The sequence below is a fragment of the Citrobacter sp. RHB21-C05 genome (genome assembly GCF_013889015.1).
Lineage (GTDB): Bacteria > Pseudomonadota > Gammaproteobacteria > Enterobacterales > Enterobacteriaceae > Citrobacter_A > Citrobacter_A sedlakii.
Genome location: NZ_CP057611.1, coordinates 4,478,217 through 4,499,208, shown reverse-complemented (window position 1 = coordinate 4,499,208; position 20,992 = coordinate 4,478,217). Strand labels below are relative to the sequence as shown.

Genomic DNA, 20,992 nt, shown 5'->3' with positions numbered 1-20,992 from the left:
GTCACCTTATTTCCTGATAGGCAGATAAACCGAAAACTCGGTGTGCCCTGGCCAACTGGTAAATTCAATTTTGCCGGAATGTTGATCGATCAAATTGCGGGCGATGGATAAGCCCAGCCCGGTGCCGCCTTCGCGACCGCTGACCATCGGATAAAACAACGTGTCCTGTAAATGGGAAGGGATCCCCGGCCCGTTGTCTTCCACGTCAATACGCGCCGCCAGACGGTAGCGCTCGCCGTGCAGCGTAAGCTGGAAGGCGGTACGGGTGCGCAGCACGATCTCTCCGCCCTCCGGTCCCAGCGCCTGTAATGCGTTGCGAACAATATTCAACAGCACCTGTTCTATCTGCTCCGGGTCGTGCGGCAACTCCGGCAGGCTGGGGTCGTAATCGCGGATCAGCGTGACGTTATCCGGTAGCTCCATCGACACCAGCGCTACCACACGCTCCGCCACCTTATGAATACTCTCTGTGACATGGGTGCCTGGCATCTGCGGGCCTAACAACCGGTCGACCAGGTTACGCAGCCTGTCGGCCTGCTCAATGATCACTTTGGTGTATTCCAGCAGCGCCGGGTCAGGCAGGGCTTTACTCAACAGTTGCGCCGCGCCGCGTAAGCCGCCGAGCGGGTTTTTTATCTCATGGGCCAGCCCACGTACCAGATCGCGTGCGGCGACCTGCTGAGCGTGCTGAAGCTGCTCCTGGCTCAGACGGCGCTGATTATCCATCGGCGCCATCTCCAGTAAAATCTGGCCGTCCGGCATACGCTGCGCGGTGACGGAAAGAATATGCGAACGCCCGTCAATCACCAGCGTCACTTCGTTATCCGTAAAACCTTGTCCCGCCTCTAAACTCTCACGCATGAGTTCAAGATTTAAGGAGAAGTAGCTCAGGAGTTCAGGAAGCGGCGTACCAAACAGTTTGCGTGAGCTTTGAGCGAGCAACTGCTGAGCAGCCGGGTTGGCGTAGTGTACCGCCAGCTCATCGTCGACCAGCAAGATGCTGTTGATAAGCGAATTGAGGATCTGCCCAGCATCGGGCGGCGTGCCTGTTGCCATACAGCAGTCTCCTGACAGTCTGCACCATTTTAGTGCATTATAGCTTTTACGCAGAAAAAGCGCGAAGGATCAGGTTGTTGGCGGAGAAAAAAGCCCATCAGATGATGGGCTACAGATTGCTGACAACCTTCACGCCAAATGGCGGCGATGAGGGTCGACATCAGTCTTAAACCTGCCGGAGCAGGCAAAAGTTTCCACGGCAACTTAAAACGATTAAACGCTGTAGTACAGCTCAAACTCTACCGGGTGCGGCGTCATGCGTACGCGGTCGTTTTCTTCGCGGCGCAGGGCGATGTAGGCATCGATAGCTTCATCGGTAAAGACGCCACCCGCTTTCAGGAACTCGCGGTCCAGATCCAGCTCGTTGAGGGCTTCTTCCAGAGAACCAGCAACCTGCGGGATCTCTTTCGCTTCTTCCGGCGGCAGGTCGTACAGGTTTTTGTCCATCGCTTCGCCTGGGTGGATCTTGTTCTTGATACCGTCAAGACCCGCCATCAGCAGGGCGGCAAAGCACAGGTACGGGTTCGCCGCCGGGTCCGGGAAGCGCACTTCGATACGACGCGCTTTCGGAGAAGCCACTACCGGGATACGGATAGATGCGGAACGGTTACGCGCGGAATAGGCCAGCATGACTGGCGCTTCGTAGCCCGGAACCAGACGCTTGTAGGAGTTGGTGGTCGGGTTCGCCAGCGCGTTGATCGCTTTCGCGTGTTTGATCACGCCGCCGATGTAGTACAGCGCCTGCTCGGACAGACCGGCATACTTGTCGCCAGAGAACAGGTTGGTGCCGTTTTTCGACAGCGACATGTGGCAGTGCATCCCGGAACCGTTATCACCGAACATCGGTTTTGGCATAAAGGTCGCGGTTTTACCGAAGCGGTGCGCAACGTTGTGAACCACATATTTGTAAATCTGAATTTCGTCCGCTTTTTTGGTCATGGTATTGAAGCGGGTTGCCACTTCGTTCTGACCTGCGGTTGCCACTTCATGGTGGTGCGCTTCAACGACCAGACCCATCTGCTCCATCACCAGGCACATTTCAGAACGGATATCCTGAGCGGAGTCTACTGGCGGGACCGGGAAGTAACCGCCTTTCACTGCCGGACGGTGGCCTTTGTTGCCGCCTTCATACTGGGTGGCAGAGTTCCAGGCGCCTTCGATATCGTCAATAGCGACATGGGAACCGGAGATAGAGCTGCCGAAACGGATGTCGTCAAACAGGAAGAATTCCGGTTCTGGCCCGAACAGCACCGTGTCGGCGATGCCGGTAGAACGCAGGTAGTCTTCCGCGCGCTTGGCGATAGAACGCGGATCGCGGTCATAGCCCTGCAGCGTACCCGGTTCCAGGATGTCACAACGAATGATCAAGGTAGAGTCTGCGAAGAACGGGTCGATAACCGCAGTAGAGGCGTCCGGCATCAGCACCATGTCAGATTCGTTGATACCTTTCCAGCCACCAATCGAGGAGCCGTCAAACATTTTGCCTTCTTCAAAGAATTCGGCATTCACCTGATGAGCAGGGATTGTGACGTGCTGTTCTTTACCTTTGGTATCAGTGAAGCGCAGATCGACAAACTTCACTTCGTGCTCATTCAGCATCGTCAAAACGTGTTCAGCGGACATACTTAACTCTCCAGATTGGTCATGGTCGTCGTGGAAACGAGGTGTTCAATTCTTTCATCATTTGGCCGTGTCGCCGTAAAAATGATAAAGCGAAATCTGTGCCAACTTTTAAATTGCCCCTAAAAGGCGTTATCATGCGCACCATCGTGCAAAAGGGCTGCACCATACTGCGTATGTTGCACCAAAATAGTGCTTTAATGTGAACATTAAGCACCATGTTGGTGCAATGCACAATGAATAACCCTTTTAACGCTCCGTGAAAGCGATCACAAAGAAACTCTGCAATACTTGTTTGCGGAGGATGTTTGTGATCCTGTTTTGTAGTGCGATTAATCCGTGTACAATAACGCGCTATTTCTAATGCCTGAGGCAAAGTTGTGATCGAAAATTTGCGTAACATCGCCATCATCGCGCACGTTGACCATGGTAAAACTACCCTGGTTGATAAGCTGCTGCAGCAATCCGGTACGTTCGACTCTCGTGCCGAAACTCAAGAGCGTGTGATGGACTCCAACGATTTGGAGAAAGAGCGTGGGATTACTATCCTCGCGAAAAACACCGCTATTAAATGGAATGATTACCGTATCAACATCGTTGATACCCCTGGGCACGCAGACTTCGGTGGTGAAGTTGAGCGTGTCATGTCCATGGTCGACTCCGTGCTGCTGGTGGTTGACGCATTTGACGGCCCGATGCCGCAGACGCGCTTCGTGACCAAAAAAGCCTTTGCTCATGGCCTGAAGCCTATCGTGGTTATCAACAAAGTTGACCGTCCTGGCGCGCGTCCGGACTGGGTTGTCGATCAGGTATTCGACCTGTTTGTAAACCTTGACGCGACCGACGAACAGCTGGACTTCCCGATCATTTACGCATCCGCCCTGAACGGTATCGCTGGTCTGGATCACGAAGATATGGCGGAAGACATGACTCCGCTGTACCAGGCGATCGTTGACCACGTACCTGCGCCGGACGTTGACCTTGACGGTCCGTTCCAGATGCAGATCTCCCAGCTCGACTACAACAACTACGTTGGCGTTATCGGCATTGGCCGTATCAAACGCGGCAAAGTGAAGCCGAACCAGCAGATCACTATCATTGATAGCGAAGGTAAAACCCGTAACGGTAAAGTCGGTAAAGTGCTGACTCACCTGGGTCTGGAGCGTATCGACAGCGATCTGGCGGAAGCAGGCGACATCATTGCTATCACCGGTCTGGGTGAGCTGAACATCTCTGACACCATTTGCGATCCGCAGAATGTGGAAGCGCTGCCTGCGCTGTCTGTTGACGAACCGACTGTCACCATGTTCTTCAACGTCAACACCTCGCCATTCTGTGGTAAAGAAGGTAAATACGTTACCTCTCGTCAGATCCTTGACCGCCTGAACAAAGAACTGGTACACAACGTTGCGCTGCGCGTTGAAGAAACCGAAGATGCGGACGCGTTCCGTGTATCCGGTCGCGGTGAACTGCACCTGTCCGTTCTTATCGAAAACATGCGTCGTGAAGGTTTCGAAATGGCGGTTTCCCGTCCGAAAGTTATCTTCCGTGAAATCGATGGCCGTAAACAAGAGCCGTTCGAGAACGTGACGCTGGACGTTGAAGAACAGCACCAGGGTTCCGTGATGCAGGCGCTGGGCGAGCGTAAAGGCGACCTGAAAAACATGAATCCGGATGGCAAAGGCCGCGTGCGTCTCGACTACGTGATCCCAAGCCGTGGCCTGATCGGCTTCCGTTCCGAATTCATGACCATGACGTCCGGTACCGGTCTGCTGTATTCCACCTTCAGCCACTACGACGACGTGCGTCCGGGTGAAGTGGGCCAGCGTAACAACGGCGTACTGATCTCCAACGGTCAGGGTAAGGCGGTGGCGTTTGCGCTGTTCGGTCTGCAGGATCGCGGTAAGCTGTTCCTGGGACACGGTGCGGAAGTTTATGAAGGCCAAATCATCGGTATTCACAGCCGTTCCAACGACCTGACGGTAAACTGCCTGACCGGTAAGAAATTGACCAACATGCGTGCGTCCGGTACGGACGAAGCAACGGTTCTGGTTCCGCCGGTTAAGATGACGCTTGAGCAGGCGCTGGAATTCATCGATGATGACGAACTGGTAGAAGTGACGCCACAGTCTATCCGTATTCGTAAGCGTCATCTGACGGAAAACGATCGCCGTCGCGCGATGCGTGGTCCGAAAGAAGAGTAATCCCGCCAAATGTCTGCTAGCGCATCGGGCGTGTAATGGGTAAACCGGGCATCGTCCGGCAAGCAAAAATGAAAAAAAGCCGCTGAAATTCAGCGGCTTTTTTTTATCTCTGTAAAATCAGGCATCATCCTGTTCGGCAATGACCAGCTCAACGTTCTCTTCATTGAGCAGATGCTTGAAAGTATTTGGCGGTGGGGCATCTGTAAAAAAAGCCCGCACGTGGCGTGCATTACCGATAGACACTGCGGCAGATGCGGTGAATTTAGTATGATCGGCAACCAGCAAGGTATTTCGCGCATGCTTGATCATCGTCTTCGCCACAAGGGCTTCATTAACATCAAATTCCAGCAGTGTTCCGTCCTGTTCGATAGCCCCGATACTGGTAATCAGGTAGTCGGCTCTGAATCCAGCAATAAAATTCTCAGCACCCGGCCCCACAATCCCGCCATTATGCGCGCGTAATGTCCCACCGGGCACCATCACTTCAATATCCTGGTTTTTATACAGGATTTGCGCCACCCGCAGGCTGTTTGTAATGATGCGAAGATCACGGCGATGGAGCAAGGCGCGGGCAACGGCTTCTACCGTCGTACCAATAGTGATAAATACGGTGCAACGTTCCGGAAGATAGTCTGCAACGGCTTCTGCAATCGCTCGCTTTTCCTGTGTCAGTGAGAGTTCCCGTTGTTCAAAAGCCGTATTCATGATGCTGGAAACCCGTCCTGCCCCACCATGATGGCGAGTGATGAGCCCTTGCTCACTTAGCTTACGAATATCCCGGCGCACGGTTTGCGTGGACACATCCAGCAACTGTGCTAACTCTTCGATATTCATATAGCCGCGTTCTGCAATGTAATGAATAAGCTGATCGTGTCGTGGGTTCCCGGTGACTTCAGTGATGCTCATGAATACTCCTGTACGTCTCTTCGTCGATGCAGGCTATTTTACGCATAAAGTGACAAAAATGATTCGGTTTGCTCACGATTAGGAATTCCGGCCCGTCCACCCGCCTGTGTACATTTCATTGCGGCGACCGCACTGGCGAAGCGAATAGCCTGTTCAGTCGGCATTTTTTCCGCCAATGCTACTGCCATTGCGCCATGAAACACGTCCCCAGCGCCAGTCGTGTCGACAACCTTGACAGAAAAGGCGGGAAGATGACACAAACGCTCATTTTCAATCCATAACGATCCTTCATTACCCTGTGTGACATAGACTTTGCCGTCGGTATGTTTCGCCGCGTGTTTCAGCCCTTGTTCGGCATCTTCCCGTCCGGTCATTCGCTTCAGTCCAGGCGCAGAAAATACGGCATGATCGGCGAGAGCGACCAGTGGGGCGATGTCTTGCGGCGTCATATCCGCATCCAGGACGGTCATGACGCCCGCTGCACGAGCCAGAGTAAAAGCTTTTAACGTTCCCTCATGCCAGCGAACATCAGCCAGAACAATGTCGTAACGTGTGAAATCGATCGATTCCAGCCATTGCGCATCGGTTTTCAGGTCAGGGCTCGGATAGTTCACGATGATCCGCTCGCCATCTTGATCAACCAGAATGGCTGACTGCGAAGAACGGGCATTCGGGTACTGACGGCAATATGTGGTATTTACTCCCCAACCCTGAAGCTCATTAAGTAACGTACTCCCACAACTATCGTCACCCACTCGCCCGATAAAATCCACTTCAACGCCGAGCCTGGCAATAGCTACCGCCGCCGTGGCTGCCGGGCCGCCTCCGGTCTCCATATAGTGATTTGACTGATATTTCCCTCCACCCTCAGGCAGGTGATTAAGAGAGTAAATCCGATCCTGAACGGTGATCCCAACGCATGCGATTCTGGTCATATCTGTTTAGTCCTGTGTAAGGCTGTCGTCTTTTGTTTATTTTAATGACATAAATGATCAAATTGGTGACGCTAGTCTCGTTTTTCATCATAAATTACAAATATGCTCAAAAATAGACGAAAAAGAACTTTATGTGTAATTATTTTGCCAACCAGAGACTGGAGAGCGTTCATGACAACTATCGCATTTTTAGGGTTGGGGCAGATGGGTAGCCCAATGGCCAGCAATCTCTTACAGAAAGGACATACCTTACGTGTGTTTGACCTGAATCCGCAGGCTGTGGAGGAGGCGGTGAAAAAAGGGGCCATTGCGGCGCAAACGCCAGCTGACGCCGCCAAAGATGCTGCTGTTGTGATCACCATGCTGCCAAATGGCGACGTCGTTCGGCAAGTTCTGTTTGGGGAAGAGGGAGTATGCGAATCCCTGTCTGATGATGCGCTGGTCATTGATATGTCCACTATTCACCCATTGCAGACCGATGCGCTGATTCACGAGATGAAAGAGAGGGGCATCAGCATGATGGATGCACCTGTTGGCAGGACATCCGTTAACGCCATTGACGGCACACTGTTAATTCTGGCTGGTGGTACACCTGAGCAGGTCGAACGCGCGCGCCCCATTCTACTGTGTATGGGTAATGAACTGGTAGAGGCGGGTGGCCCAGGCATGGGGATCCGCGTGAAGCTTATCAATAACTACATGAGCATTGCACTGAATGCCTTATCAGCAGAGGCCGCTGTCCTTAGTGAGTCTCTGGGGCTAAGCCTCGATGTGGCAATTAAGGTGATGAGTGGTACCGCCGCAGGCAAAGGACATTTTACTACCACATGGCCGGGGAAAGTACTGAAAGGAGACCTTAGTCCGGCATTTATGGTGGATCTTGCGTTGAAGGATCTGCGTATCGCAGTTGATGTCGCTCATCAGACAGGTGCGCCGCTCAATATGGGCGTAGCAGCAGAAACCTACTATGCCAGTGCCAGCGAAAACGGCAGGGGTCGTCAGGACTGGAGCGCATTGTTATCTCAGGTTCGTCAGCAGGCGGGCCGCCCGGACTCACTTTAAGGCTATAAACATTCACAGGAGTTACTATGTCTTCCCATAACACCCCATACACGCTGAAAGATATTTCCCGCCCCGGTGGTGGATTCGCCATGCTGGCGGTTGATCAGCGTGAAGCGATGCGCCTGATGTTTGCAGCAGCCGGACATCCCACACCCGTTGCCGATAGCGTATTGACGGACTTTAAGGTTGCGGCAACGCGCATCCTGTCTCCTTATGCTTCCGCTGTTCTCGCTGATAAACAATTCTGCCTCGATCAAATTGTTGCGCAGGGGGCTGTAGCGGATACATGTGGCCTGATCGTAGCGGCTGACCATTTCGTACCGGGCAATGGTATACCGGTTGATAGTGTTGAAATTGATACCGCTGTTGACCCCGAACAGGCTCGTAAAATGGGCGCAAAAGCAATGAAGCTGCTGGTACTTTGGCGTGAAGACGAACCTGCGCAAGCGCGTCTTGATATGGTGAATGAATTCGTACAGCGCTGCCGCAGCGCTGGTCTGGTCAGCATTATTGAACCCGTCGTGCGTCCACCGCGTCGTGGCTGGGAGTTTGATAGGGAAAACGCCATTGTGGCTGCTGCGGCTGAGTTAGGCGGCACCGGCGCCGATCTCTACAAAGCAGAGATGCCATTAGGCGGCAAAGGGGACGAACAGATGCTTCTGGCGGCGTGTCAAAAACTGAACGATCAAATGAAAATGCCATGGGTCATTCTCTCCTCTGGTGTTGATGCGGATATATTTGGCCGCGCAGTTCGTATTGCAATTAAAGGTGGCGCGAGCGGATTCCTTGCAGGGCGTGCCGTATGGGCTTCGGTCATCGGCGCCCAGGATCCTCAAACTATGTTGCGTGATGTATCTGTTCCACGGTTACAACGTTTAGCGGAGATCGTGGATGAAGGGATGACTCAACGCTAATCACCAGTTCATAACGAATTTGGAGAATGATTATGGATAAAATTACTCAGGTTTTGTTTTCTGATATTGGGAAAGTCACTACCCAATATGTCGAAGCGCCACACCAGCAGCTTAATCCCCATGAAGTCCGCATTGCCCCGGTGTTCTATGGTATTTGTGGGTCAGACCTGCATGTCCTGAAAGGGGGGCATCCGTTCGCAAAACCGCCTGTTGTGCCGGGGCACGAAATTGCGGCACGCGTAACGGAAGTCGGAAGTGAAGTGACGAACGTGAAACCGGGCGATCATGTCGTAGTCGATCCGATTATGGCTTGCATGGAATGCCGTGCCTGTAAAGCGGGTCGTTTCAATCTCTGTGAACCCCCGCAGGTCGCGGGTTTTCGTGCACCAGGTTTTGCACGCTCGCAGCATATTGTTCCGGCCCGAAATTGCCATGTCGCCCCTGCCTCTCTGCCCCTGAAAGTTCTGGCCTTCGCTGAACCCGCAGCCTGTGCCCGTCATTGCGTCAATCGTATGCCTGAAGCCTCGCTGGAGAGCGTATTAGTGATTGGTGCAGGCACAATCGGGCTTTCCATTGTTCAGGCTCTGCGCATCATGGGGGCCGGGAAAATCACCGTCATTGAACCGGATACGGCTAAACGTGCGCTTGCACAAAAACTGGGGGCAGCAGAAGTCTGGGCTCCAGGTGAGCTTGACCCACAGGTTCGTTTCACCGGGGCGATCGATGTGGTTGCCGCGCAGACCACCCTGAATGATGCCTGTACGCGTGTTTATGCGGGTGGAACGGTCGTCTGCATGGGCGTACCAAGTGGTCCTCGTGAGATTCCTTTGCCGATGATGCAGCGTTTCGAACGCGATCTGCTCAATTCCGGTATGTACATCCCGGAAGATTTTGATGTCGTGATTGAGTGGCTTGCGGATGGTCGCTTTGATACCCGTGAACTGGTGACGGATCTGTTCCCGGTTGGCGAGGCTGCCAAAGCATTTGAACGTGCGCAGCAAAATGACTCAATAAAAGTCATGCTGCAATTTGCTGAAGATTAATACCTTAAGCCTCTGTCTGGCGCTGCATCACAGCAGCGCCACCCTACAACAATGAAAAAGGATACTGCGATGAGTGACATCACCAGTCCTGCACCTTATTCAATCAGTCGTCCTCAGGATGTGATTGATATTGTTAATAAAAATTCAGCAGTCAATACCAGTGCTGGCGTTATTTTTATCGCGCTGGGTGGCATTCTCATTGACGCTTATCAGGCTGCGATGGTCGGATTTGGTAACAAATACATCGCGGCGCAATTCGGTATTTCCCCTGGCCTCGCCGCCACCGTTAACGCCTCTGTTTTAGTTGCGGCGCTGATTGGCGGTTTATTAGCCAACCGGGTAATAAACCGTTTTGGGCAAAAACGCGCATTTATCATCGGAATGGGTTTATGCACGATAGGCGCAGCGGCGGTAGCAATAGCCCCCAATATCTGGTGGGTGCTGGTATGCCGCGTAATTATGGGATTTGGCCTGGGAATAGATTTCCCTCTGGCGACAAATGCAGTTGCGGAACTTCGCGGGTCTACGTCGAAGAAAACAGGCTCATCCGTTAATCTCTGGCAAATGGCCTGGTATGTCTCCACCACGGTGGTCTATCTCGTTCTGTTGCCGCTGCTTCTCTCTGGCATTGCAGAAGAGCAGCTTTGGCGTTATGGGATCTTCATTGGCGCTATTTTTGCCGTCATTATCATGTTCCTCCGCTACTTCTTTATTGGCGAGTCCGCGATGTGGGCGGCGCGGGTAGGACGATATGAAGAGGCCTGCGACATTCTGGCCAAACGCTATGGTGTTCAGGCACGCGTCGCCGCACCCTCACTCATGCAGAACCAGACTTCAGAAAAGACGGAAAATAAGCTGCGTGGGGGATATGGCATTCTGTTCAACTCGCGCTATCGCAAGCGCACCATCTTGGGTTGCGTCGTTGCCACAATGCAGGCCTGGCAGTATAACGCGGTGGGTGTTTATTTACCGCTGACATTGGCCGGTATTCTGAGCGGCGGGTTAACCGGTGCTCTAACGGGCTCCGCTGTCGTGAATGCTCTGTGTGGCATCACCGGGGGGATGATTGGTTCGCTGATCCTCCAGCGTTTGGGAACACGCTTGCAATCAATGTACGGGTTTGCACTCGTGACCATTGCCTTGCTGGCACTCGGTACTCTGGCAACCACAAATCCTTGGCTTTCTTTGGCCCTTCTGGGGGCGATTATTTTCTTCCATTCCGCAGGGCCAGGCGGGTTAGGGATGACGATCGCCACGCTCTCGTATCCACCGACTATCCGCCCGACGGGGGTAGGATTTGCAAGGGCCATCATGAGAACAGGGGCGATTGCCGGGCTAATCTTCTGGCCTATGCTGTGGGGAGCCTTGAAGACAGAGGCTTTCTACTGGCTGGCCATGGTGCCATTCCTTGGATTCCTGACCTGCGTACTGATTAAGTGGGAACCTCTTGGGACTAACGTTGATGCCGAAGATGCCGAGGTACTGGCAGAACTGGAGAAATAATTATCAGGCGCGTCGGCCAGCGTCGACGCGCTTATAAATAACGCTCTCCACCTTTGACGTGGTTTGTTCCGTAGCTTTCTCGCCGACCCGGAGAGGAAAATTATGGCTAAAGAATTACTGGTACCGAAAGAAGGGTTATCTGGCAAAGCCATGAGGCGCGTTGTGCTTGGCAGTTTTGCTGGTGCGCTAATGGAATGGTACGACTTTTTTATTTTCGGTACGGCAGCAGGACTGGTTTTTGCACCGTTGTTTTTCCCTGACAGCGATCCTTTTATTGGTTTGATTGCGGCCTTCGCAACCTTTGGTGTGGGTTTTCTGACGCGTCCTTTAGGCGGCATTGTTTTTGGCCACTTCGGCGATAAAGTTGGGCGAAAAATAACGCTTATCTGGACATTGGGCATTGTCGATAGCTCGACGTTTTTGATCGGCTTTATCCCAACGTATCAGGAGATCGGCATTTGGGCTCCTGTTACGTTGATGATTCTGCGTCTGATTCAGGGATTTGGCTTGGGAGGAGAATATGGTGGCGCGGCATTAATGACCATTGAGTCTGCTCCCCAACATAAACGTGGGTTTTTAGGCTCATTGCCGCAAACAGCGGCATCGGTGGGCATTATGTTGGCAACGGGCGTATTTGCGCTCTGTAATCATTTTCTGACGCAGGAACAATTTCTTTCCTGGGGCTGGCGTATTCCTTTCTGGTTATCCGCTGTGATGTTAATCGTCGGCATGTTTATACGACTACATACAGAAGAAACACTGGATTTTAAAAAGCATAATACGGCGACCTCGTCTGAGAAATCGGCACCGCCTCTCATTGAGCTCTTTCGCAAGCATCCGCGGAATATCATGCTGGCACTGGGGGCCAGACTGGCAGAGAGCGTCTCGTCCAATATCATCAATGCCTTTGGCATAGTCTATATCTCCAGCCAGTTGGCCTTATCAAGTGATATCCCTTTAACCGGTATGCTTATTGCTTCGGCGATTGGCATCGTGTGTTGCCCACTGGTTGGCTGGATCTCTGATCGCGTTGGGCAGCGGAAAATGTATCTGTTTGGCGCGGGTTTTTGCGTTCTGTTTGCGTTTCCATTTTTCTTCCTGCTGGACACGAAGAGTACGCTTATTATCTGGTGCTGTATGATCCTGGGCTATAACTTAGGCCCGACGATGATGTTTGCGGTTCAGCCGACATTATTTACCCGCATGTTTGGTATCCGCGTCCGTTACACCGGGCTTTCATTTGCGTATCAATTCTCAGCTATTCTGGGGGGAATGAGCCCGCTTATTGCCTCCACTCTTTTGGCGATGGGGAACGGCAAACCCTGGTATGTTGCTCTGTTCCTTTTTGCCATTTCTGCCCTCTCTTTTATTTGCGTCTGGCTCATTAAGCCGCATTCACCCAATAAAAAAGACGCTAAGAAACGATTTTCTTCTTACCGCTATATCAGAGAACAAGTTCATGAAAAATAAATGCAATCACGCGCATCAACAAGCGTTGCAACAGGCTTTTGATGCTCTATGGCCAGGACCGGTAGGCGATGTTATCACGCTGAACAAAGGAAACATCCGTCTACAGGTTTATCCACATGATGGTGCCAGAATGACATCATTACAGGCATTTGGATATGAAGTGCTGCGCCAGTGGGAACCGCAACGAAGAGCGTTTCAGTATGGTTGTTTCCCGATGGTTCCTTGGGCAGGGCGGCTGGGTAACGCCACGATAAATGTGGGTGAGCAGAGTTATACATTACCTGCCAATAAACCGCCCCATGCACTGCATGGAATGGCTTGTTATTCCTGTTGGAAGGTGATGGAGCAAACCGCAGATACCTTAAAACTCGCTATGCTGCTTGGCTCACCATGGCCATGGCAAGGCGAAGTTTTGCAAACGCTCGCTCTGGAAGAGGATGCCCTGATTTTGCGTCTGGAAATTCGCACAGCATCAGAAACGTTTCCGGCGTCTGCCGGGTGGCATCCCTGGTTTGCTAAACGGCTAACGTCTCATCGCGAAGACGAAGAATTACAGGTTCTTTTCCAGCCAGACTGGCAGGAAGAGCCTGGCGATGATGAACTGCCAACAGGCAACAGAATCCCCCCACGTGAAGGGCCATGGGATGACTGTTTTGGTTTTACGTCCGGGGTAAACGTCAGACTGAAATGGCCCGGAAAGTTAAGTATTTTGATGACATCTGCTGCGCAGAGTCTTGTGGTGTTTGATAAACAGCCAGATGCGACCTGTGTCAATCCACTTACGCAGGCTCCTGATGGCATTAACCGTACTCCGCAGTTAGTCTGTGTGGATTCACCTTTGGTGATTGAGAGCCGATGGCAGTTTCAAGGCGAAGCCTGACATTCCGCTGGGGATAAATCCTGTTAGCCGTTTTGAACGTAAGCATTCCGGAAGACACTACTGAAAAATCGCCGCCGTCCCGGCGGTTTTTTATCACAAAAATCAGATTTTGATAATTATCCTGGTGTCAAAAACATTACTCCTAAAACGCCCTTCTTTTTACAAAAAATGCTTTTTTTACTCTTTGATTTATTTGCTGATTTGGCTTTAGGAACGTTGTTTCTATTTTGGCTAAAAAAACGCCCAGGAATAATGCAAATAATTAAGAAAAAATCCTCCTGAATATTAATTTACGTTATTTAAGACCCATTGACAGCCCGATTAATTAAAGATATTTATGCCGTAAAAGGTAAGGTGCATAAATTTTTAAGTTCGGCGTCGCTTTAATTTAAAGAGCGCGGTCCTTTTACCTTTGGTTTTTTCAAGCAGTTATTTTCATTAGAAAACGGAGTCCTGATTCCTGACGAGTACGTGTAAAAACAAACGTTAAGGAAAAGGTGGAAATATGAAAACCATGAATAAAGATCTGAAAAAGAGCGCGCTTTTTAATAAGACGGCATTAAGCATTGCCGTTGCGCTTATTGCTGTAGGCGGCCATGTTCCGATAGCAGACGCGGAGCTGACGCTGGACCATAACAACGTACTTTATTATTACGCAGGTGCTACTCCCCTTGGTGATTACGATCTGATTAACGTCACAACCACCGGGACAGGCGCTACATCCCCGCTCGGGGGCTTTGGTGTTTATCTACAGACGAACGGCATGAATGCGCCAAGTCTGAAAGACATTACTATTAAAACGTCCGGTTCTGCTGCCGATGCGATTAGGGGCAACAGCGAAGCGGTCTTTTTTAAAGCCAGAAATTTAACAATTGAAACCACGGGGTCGTCGGCTGACGGCATTAATGCGGCGTCCGATTTTAATAATAACTACGACTCTCTGATTTATGTCTCTGAATCTGCGAATATTGCGGTAAAAGATGGCGTTGCCGTCCGGGCGAATAACTTCCAGAACGCGGGAGCAAACAGCATTATTGTCCTGGCCGGAAAAAACGTGTTGAAAGTCACAGGCACGGGTACTGCGGCGAATGTGGCAGACAGTAAAGGCTACGCTGTTTACGCCGGTAACCGGGACAGAGATACCAACGGCATGGGGATTGTGGATATTCTGCAAGGGAAAAGCCATAACACCAAAGGTAATGCGTATGTCTTTATCGGCGATGACTCTGAAATTTCTACCACCACCAAAGCGGGGCATGCTGTTTACGCCAATAAGGGCGGCCTTATCCAGCTAGGTGACGGGGTGGATATTTCAACCACGGGAACCAACGCATTCGCTATTTACGCCTCTACGGAACAGCAAGGTACCTACACGGATAATATCCGTCCGGGTACGGTGTATCTGGCGGGAGGCGCGAAGCTGAGAGTGGCTGACAGCGCCGATGTGATTCAGGCCAACGGCGTTGATTCAATCATTGCCAGCCAGGCGCTGGCAGTGCCGGAGATTGCCGATACGTATCTCAGGACCGACCGGTTAAACATCGACAGAACGGCGCTGACTGACAGCGAAGGCGTGTTTGATATTGAAGGCAATATCAACGCCATCAATGGCGGTACCGTGGCGCTGAATATGGCAGATACTTCCCTGTTCGTCGGCTCGTCCAGCGTAGACGCCACGTCAAAAGTTAACCTGAACATGAAAGGCGGCGACAGCCTGTGGACGATGACCAAAGACTCCACGCTGACTAACCTGACGCTGGATCAGGCGACGCTGCGCTACAGCCCTGACGGCGTATCCCGCGACGATCAGTCCACCTTCAAGACCCTGACCGTGATGGGTAACTATATTGGTACTAACGCGTTGCTGGTACTGAACACGGTTCTGGAAGGCGACAGTTCATTTACCGATAAGCTGATTGTACAGGGCGATACCTCCGGCAATACCAACGTCGGCATTAACAACATTGGCGGCATGGGCGAGCTGACTGTTGACGGTATCAAAATCGTTGAGGTCGCAGGGAACTCTGACGGTACCTTCACCAAAGCCGGACGTATTGTCGCGGGCGCTTATGACTACGATGTGGTGAAAAAAGCCAGTGACTGGTACCTGACCAGTGAGCTGACGCCTGTGGATCCGCCGGAAGAACCGGATCCCGATCCGGTCGATCCGCCAGAGCCTCCGACACCGCCAGACCCGGTCGATCCGGTTGACCCTCCTGAGCCGCCGGAGCCTCCAACACCACCGACGCCGCCTGCGCCTGAACCCACGCCGGTTGAGCACCAGTATCGTCCGGAATTTGGCAGCTATCTGGCGAACAATTACGCAGCCAACACGATGTTTATCACCCGACTGCACGACCGTCTGGGTGAGACGCAGTACACCGACGTGCTGACCGGAGAAGAAAAAGTCACCAGTATGTGGATGCGCAACGAGGGCGGTCATACTCGCTTCGACGACGCCAGCGGGCAGTTGAAAACCACGGCAAACCGCTACGTCCTGCAAATTGGCGGCGACCTGGCGCAATGGAGCAGTGACGGCCTTGACCGCTGGCATCTCGGCGCGATGGCGGGCTATGCCAACCAGAAAAGCAAAACCCGTAATAGCCAGACAGGCTATGCCTCTCGCGGTTCCGTAGACGGTTATAGCGTTGGCCTGTACGCCACCTGGTATGCGAACGAAGCCGATAAAACCGGCACCTACCTGGACAGCTGGGTATTGTACAACTGGTTCGATAACACCGTTCGCGGTGACCATCTGGCCAGCGAAAGCTACAAATCCGACGGTATCACGGCGTCTGTGGAAGGCGGTTACAGCTTCCTGGTCGGTGAAAGTGAGAACGCAACTTACTGGATCCAGCCGAAAGCCCAGGTTATCTGGATGGATGTGCAGGCTGATACCCACCGTGAAAATAACGGAACGGTTGTCAAAGATAAAACTGACGGCAATCTGATGACCCGTCTTGGCGTTCGCGCTTACCTGAAAGGGCACGCGGAAAAAGACGCCGGTAAAGGGCGTGAGTTCCAGCCGTTTGTAGAGGCAAACTGGATCCACAATACCAATAACCAGGCTGTGCAGATGGGCTCCATCACGGATGAAATCAGCGGCACGCGCAATATTGGCGAACTAAAAGTGGGTGTGGAAGGGCAGGTGACGCCACGACTGCAGGTCTGGGGTAACGTTGCGCAGCAGGTGGGCGATAACAGCTACAGCGATACCTCCGCGATGCTTGGCGTGAAGTACACTTTCTGATACGACAGGCTGCCATAAATCGTTGTAAAGATTGAAACCACAGGCCCGATAATCGGGTGATGTCACCAGAGGCGATGCTGAAAATGCATCGCCTTTTTTTTCGCTGATCTTCCCAGTCAGACGGATAGTCAAACTTCGCCTTTCCCGCTACAGTTATTCATCCACGGCGAGTAAGGAGATGAACATGCTCTATATCTTTGATTTAGGTAATGTGATTGTCGATATCGACTTCAACCGCGTGTTAGGGGCATGGAGTGATTTGAGCCGTGTACCGCTGGCGTCATTAAAGCAAAGTTTTACGATGGGAGACGTCTTCCACCAGCATGAGCGCGGAGAAATCACTGACGAAGCGTTTGCCGAAGCGCTGTGTCAGGAGATGGAACTGTCGCTGAGCTATGAGCAATTTTCTCACGGCTGGCAAGCGGTGTTTGTCGCGCTGCGGCCTGAGGTGATCGACATCATGCATAAACTGCGTGAGCAGGGACATCGCGTGGTTGTTCTGTCGAACACTAACCGTCTGCATACCACGTTCTGGCCGGAAGAGTACCCTGAGATTCGCCAGGCGGCGGATCATATCTATCTTTCTCAGGATCTCGGTATGCGCAAGCCGGAAACGCGTATCTATCAGCACGTTCTCCAGCAGGAAGGATTTTCCGCGAGCGATGCGGTCTTTTTTGACGATAACGCCGATAATATAGAAGGGGCTAACCAGGTTGGGATGACCAGCATTCTGGTGACCGATAAATCCACCATTCCTGATTATTTCGCGACGCTGTTATGCTAAAAACCGCGCATCAAAAAGCCAGGCACCATACGCGTCCGATCCGGGCCTGGCTAAAGCTGCTCTGGCGGCGCATTGATGAAGACAATATGACAACGCTGGCAGGAAATCTCGCCTACGTCTCGTTGCTCTCTTTAGTGCCGTTGATCGCGGTTGTTTTTGCGCTGTTTGCCGCCTTTCCCATGTTTTCCGAAGTCAGCGTTCAGCTCCGGCACTTTGTTTTTGCCAACTTTATCCCCGCCACAGGCGATGTGATTCAGCGCTATATCGAACAGTTTGTGGCGAATTCCAACAAAATGACCGCCGTCGGGGCGTGTGGGCTGATCGTTACCGCGCTGCTGCTGATGTACGCCATCGACAGCGCCCTCAATACCATCTGGCGCAGCAAGCGTACGCGGCCAAAGGTCTATTCTTTTGCCGTGTACTGGATGATCCTGACGCTCGGGCCGCTACTGGCCGGGGCGAGTCTTGCCATCAGCTCATATTTACTTTCATTGCGCTGGGCAAGCGATCTCAATTCGGTGATTGATGATGTCCTGCGCATTTTCCCGCTGATCCTTTCCTGGCTCTCTTTCTGGTTGCTTTACAGTATTGTGCCGACTACGCGCGTACCCAATCGTGATGCCGTTGTCGGCGCATTTGTCGCTGCGGTGCTGTTCGAAGCAGGAAAGAAAGGTTTCGCGCTTTATATCACCATGTTTCCGTCTTATCAGCTCATTTATGGCGTGCTGGCGGTGATCCCGATTTTATTTGTCTGGGTATACTGGACCTGGTGTATCGTCTTGCTTGGCGCGGAAATAACTGTCACTCTCGGGGAATACCGCAAACTCAAACAAGCCGCAGAACAAGAAGAAGCAGACCAACCATGATTGCACTCATTCAGCGCGTAACCCGTGCCAGCGTCACCGTGGAGGGAGAGGTGACGGGTGAAATTGGCAACGGACTTTTAATCTTATTAGGTGTCGAAAAGGATGACGACGAGCAGAAAGCGAATCGCTTATGCGAGCGCGTACTGGGCTACCGTATTTTTAGCGATGCTGACGGCAAGATGAACTTAAACGTGCAGCAGGTGGGCGGAAGCGTGCTGGTGGTATCGCAGTTTACGCTGGCGGCCGATACGGAACGCGGCATGCGTCCCGGGTTCTCCAAAGGGGCAACGCCGGAACGTGCTGAGGCGCTGTACGATTATTTCGTCGGGCGCTGCCGCCAGCAGGAAATGAACACGCAAACCGGACGCTTCGCTGCGGATATGCAGGTTGCGCTGGTCAACGATGGTCCCGTGACGTTCTGGCTTCAGGTATGAATCAGCTTCCGGCGTGGCCGCGGGTAACAAGAGAGAGTACGGCTATGTATCACCTTCGTGTACCGCAAACAGAAGAAGAATTAGAGCGTTACTATCAGTTTCGCTGGGAAATGCTGCGTAAACCGCTGCATCAGCCAAAAGGTTCCGAACGTGACGCCTGGGACGCGATGGCGCATCATCAGATGGTCGTGGATGAAGACGGTAACTTGGTTGCCGTGGGACGGTTGTACATTAATGCCGATAACGAAGCCTCTATCCGCTTTATGGCCGTTGATCCCGCAGTACAGGAAAAAGGACTGGGGACGCTGATGGCGATGACGCTGGAGTCGGTGGCGCGTCAGGAGGGCGTTAAGCGAGTGACCTGTAGCGCTCGAGAGGACGCGGTCGACTTCTTCGCCAAGCTGGGCTTTGTGAATCAGGGCGAAATTACCACGCCGCAAACCACGCCAGTACGCCATTTTTTGATGATTAAGCCTGTCGCTTCGCTCGATGACATATTGCATCGCGGCGACTGGTGCGGACAGCTACAGCAGGCCTGGTATGAACATATCCCGCTAAGCGAGAAAATGGGCGTACGTATTCAGCAGTACACCGGGCAAAAATTCATTACCACCATGCCGGAGACGGGCAATCAAAACCCGCACCACACGCTGTTCGCCGGAAGTCTGTTTTCGCTGGCGACACTCACCGGTTGGGGGCTTATCTGGCTGATGCTGCGTGAGCGCCACCTCGGCGGCACCATTATTCTTGCCGACGCCCATATTCGCTACAGCAAGCCCATCAGCGGCAGACCCAGCGCGGTAGCCGATCTCGGCTCACTGAGCGGCGATCTCGACCGACTGGCGCGAGGTAAAAAAGCGCGCGTCCAGCTGCAGGTCGAACTGTTGGGCGATGAAACAACCGGCGCGATATTTGAAGGCATTTATATCGTCCTGCCCGCAAAGCCCTTCGGTCCCTATGAAGAAGGTGGGAACGAGGAGGAGTAGGCTGCCTTCTGCTGTCCAATGCGCCAGGCGATATCCTGCATTGCGCTGCGCGCGGCCTGGCTTACTCCGCCAAGCTGGAAGAATCCATGAATAACGCCTAGGTAACGCTGGCAGGTGCAATCTACGCCCTGTGCCGTAAGGCGGTCATACAGCGCTTCGTCTTCATCGCACAGTGGATCGTACTCTGCGCTAATAATGTGAGTGGGCGGCAGGCCATTGAAATCCTCTCTCCACAAAGGGCTGGCTTCGGGGTGCTGGCGGTCGGTGTGTGATAAATACATCTCATAGCCGGTAAGTAATGTGTCACGCGTGATGAGGTAATCCAGCCCATTGCGGGTATAGCTTTCAAAATGCGCCGTGGCGTCGAGCATAGGGTAAATGAGTAACAACTGCGCAGGCAGCCAGCGTTTCGCCGCTTTCAGGCGCATCGCGGTTACCAGCGCCAACTGCCCACCCGCGCTGTCTCCGGCAAGCGTAATGCGCTGTCGGTCGATGCCAAATCGCTCGTGGTAGGTCCAGACAAGATTTGCCCCTTTTTCAGCATCGTCATGCGCCGCCGGGAAAGTATGCTCTGGCGCGAGACGGTACTGGACGGCGATTACCCGGCAGTTGCTGCGGTAAGCCAACTGGCGTAGTTGCTTATCGTGGGTGGCAAATCCTCCGCTGACAAAACAGCCGCCGTGATAATAGATCACACAGGGCAGCGCGCCTGATGCGTGACGGGGAGAAACCACCCGAAACGTTATTTCTTCGAGTACACACACTTCCACTTCGACACGACTTTCCGTGTCGCCGGCGAGCACCGTACTGGCGACATAGCCCGCCCTCCTGTCATCAATACGCTGACCGCGAACAGAGGGGCGTCCCGCGGCGATAAAGTCTCCAACCAACTTTGCAATGCCCTTTTCCAGCGCCATATTCCTCACCCTTTATCTGTATGAATACACAGTGTTATAGCCTGGATAGGGGCGAAATAAAATGACGAATTTTACCGTGATAGCGATTCTGGAAAGCGCCTCGCAAAAGTGAAAGTCACGTCTGAAAGCGCTTTTTTCTCTGCCGCCACGGGTGTATGTTGT

The 20,992-nt window shown here is 52.6% G+C and carries 17 protein-coding genes; 12 read left to right on the top strand and 5 right to left on the bottom strand.

Features of this window, described 5'->3' with window-relative positions; genetic code table 11:
- Positions 1 to 6: 6 nt before the first annotated feature.
- Both glnL and glnA read right to left on the bottom strand, forming a co-directional pair.
- Entirely contained in the window at positions 7 to 1,056 is a 1,050-nt protein-coding gene (glnL, locus tag HVX72_RS21350; protein WP_042292424.1) for a nitrogen regulation protein NR(II), read from the bottom strand.
- Positions 1,057 to 1,269: 213 nt separating this feature from the next.
- Positions 1,270 to 2,679 carry a glutamate--ammonia ligase gene (glnA, locus tag HVX72_RS21345; RefSeq protein WP_042292427.1) on the bottom strand — a complete coding sequence of 470 codons (1,410 nt, stop codon included), beginning with the start codon at positions 2,677 to 2,679 and terminating at the stop codon, positions 1,270 to 1,272.
- A 377-nt stretch (positions 2,680 to 3,056) separates the two neighbouring features.
- Between glnA and typA the strand changes: the two genes are divergently transcribed.
- Positions 3,057 to 4,880 carry a ribosome-dependent GTPase TypA gene (gene typA, locus HVX72_RS21340; protein ID WP_042292429.1) on the top strand — a complete coding sequence of 608 codons (1,824 nt, stop codon included), beginning with the start codon at positions 3,057 to 3,059 and terminating at the stop codon, positions 4,878 to 4,880.
- Positions 4,881 to 4,997: 117 nt separating this feature from the next.
- Here the strand turns inward: typA and HVX72_RS21335 are convergent, their stop codons facing one another.
- Entirely contained in the window at positions 4,998 to 5,786 is a 789-nt protein-coding gene (locus HVX72_RS21335) for a DeoR/GlpR family DNA-binding transcription regulator (protein WP_042292431.1), read from the bottom strand.
- A 38-nt stretch (positions 5,787 to 5,824) separates the two neighbouring features.
- A complete protein-coding gene (locus HVX72_RS21330; protein WP_042292434.1) occupies positions 5,825 to 6,721 on the bottom strand; it encodes a sugar kinase in 897 nt (298 codons plus the stop codon).
- A gap of 171 nt (positions 6,722 to 6,892) precedes the next feature.
- Here HVX72_RS21330 and yihU point away from each other — a divergent pair, with 171 nt between their 5' ends.
- From yihU to fabY, 11 genes are all read left to right on the top strand, one after another.
- Complete coding sequence (yihU, locus tag HVX72_RS21325) at positions 6,893 to 7,783, top strand: sulfolactaldehyde 3-reductase (RefSeq protein WP_181822241.1); 891 nt, start codon at positions 6,893 to 6,895, stop codon at positions 7,781 to 7,783.
- Positions 7,784 to 7,809: 26 nt separating this feature from the next.
- Entirely contained in the window at positions 7,810 to 8,697 is an 888-nt protein-coding gene (locus HVX72_RS21320; RefSeq protein WP_042292440.1) for an aldolase, read from the top strand.
- Between the two features lie 32 nt (positions 8,698 to 8,729).
- Positions 8,730 to 9,740: an alcohol dehydrogenase catalytic domain-containing protein gene (locus tag HVX72_RS21315; RefSeq protein ID WP_181822240.1), complete on the top strand. Its 1,011-nt coding sequence runs from the start codon at positions 8,730 to 8,732 to the stop codon at positions 9,738 to 9,740.
- A 69-nt stretch (positions 9,741 to 9,809) separates the two neighbouring features.
- Complete coding sequence (locus tag HVX72_RS21310) at positions 9,810 to 11,243, top strand: MFS transporter (RefSeq protein WP_042292442.1); 1,434 nt, start codon at positions 9,810 to 9,812, stop codon at positions 11,241 to 11,243.
- A gap of 102 nt (positions 11,244 to 11,345) precedes the next feature.
- Positions 11,346 to 12,713 carry an MFS transporter gene (locus HVX72_RS21305; RefSeq protein WP_181822239.1) on the top strand — a complete coding sequence of 456 codons (1,368 nt, stop codon included), beginning with the start codon at positions 11,346 to 11,348 and terminating at the stop codon, positions 12,711 to 12,713.
- Positions 12,703 to 13,593 carry an aldose epimerase gene (locus tag HVX72_RS21300; protein WP_042292447.1) on the top strand — a complete coding sequence of 297 codons (891 nt, stop codon included), beginning with the start codon at positions 12,703 to 12,705 and terminating at the stop codon, positions 13,591 to 13,593. Before HVX72_RS21305 ends, HVX72_RS21300 begins: the two co-directional genes overlap by 11 nt.
- 505 nt (positions 13,594 to 14,098) lie before the next feature.
- Positions 14,099 to 16,843: an autotransporter outer membrane beta-barrel domain-containing protein gene (locus HVX72_RS21295; RefSeq protein ID WP_181822238.1), complete on the top strand. Its 2,745-nt coding sequence runs from the start codon at positions 14,099 to 14,101 to the stop codon at positions 16,841 to 16,843.
- A gap of 184 nt (positions 16,844 to 17,027) precedes the next feature.
- The gene (gene yihX, locus HVX72_RS21290; RefSeq protein WP_042292451.1) at positions 17,028 to 17,627 is read left to right on the top strand and encodes a glucose-1-phosphatase; all 600 of its coding nucleotides are present in this window, start codon (positions 17,028 to 17,030) and stop codon (positions 17,625 to 17,627) included.
- Complete coding sequence (locus tag HVX72_RS21285) at positions 17,621 to 18,493, top strand: virulence factor BrkB family protein (protein ID WP_042292454.1); 873 nt, start codon at positions 17,621 to 17,623, stop codon at positions 18,491 to 18,493. The genes yihX and HVX72_RS21285 overlap by 7 nt, the downstream gene beginning before the upstream one ends.
- Positions 18,490 to 18,927 (top strand): D-aminoacyl-tRNA deacylase, encoded by a 438-nt coding sequence (gene dtd / locus HVX72_RS21280; protein ID WP_181822237.1) that lies wholly within the window; start codon positions 18,490 to 18,492, stop codon positions 18,925 to 18,927. The genes HVX72_RS21285 and dtd overlap by 4 nt, the downstream gene beginning before the upstream one ends.
- A 44-nt stretch (positions 18,928 to 18,971) precedes the next feature.
- Positions 18,972 to 19,913, top strand: coding sequence for a fatty acid biosynthesis protein FabY (gene fabY / locus HVX72_RS21275; RefSeq protein WP_042292459.1), 942 nt, complete (start codon positions 18,972 to 18,974; stop codon positions 19,911 to 19,913).
- Here the strand turns inward: fabY and HVX72_RS21270 are convergent.
- A complete protein-coding gene (locus tag HVX72_RS21270) occupies positions 19,883 to 20,830 on the bottom strand; it encodes an alpha/beta hydrolase (RefSeq protein ID WP_060570981.1) in 948 nt (315 codons plus the stop codon). The two genes, fabY and HVX72_RS21270, sit on opposite strands and share 31 nt — an antisense overlap.
- Positions 20,831 to 20,992: the final 162 nt, after the last annotated feature.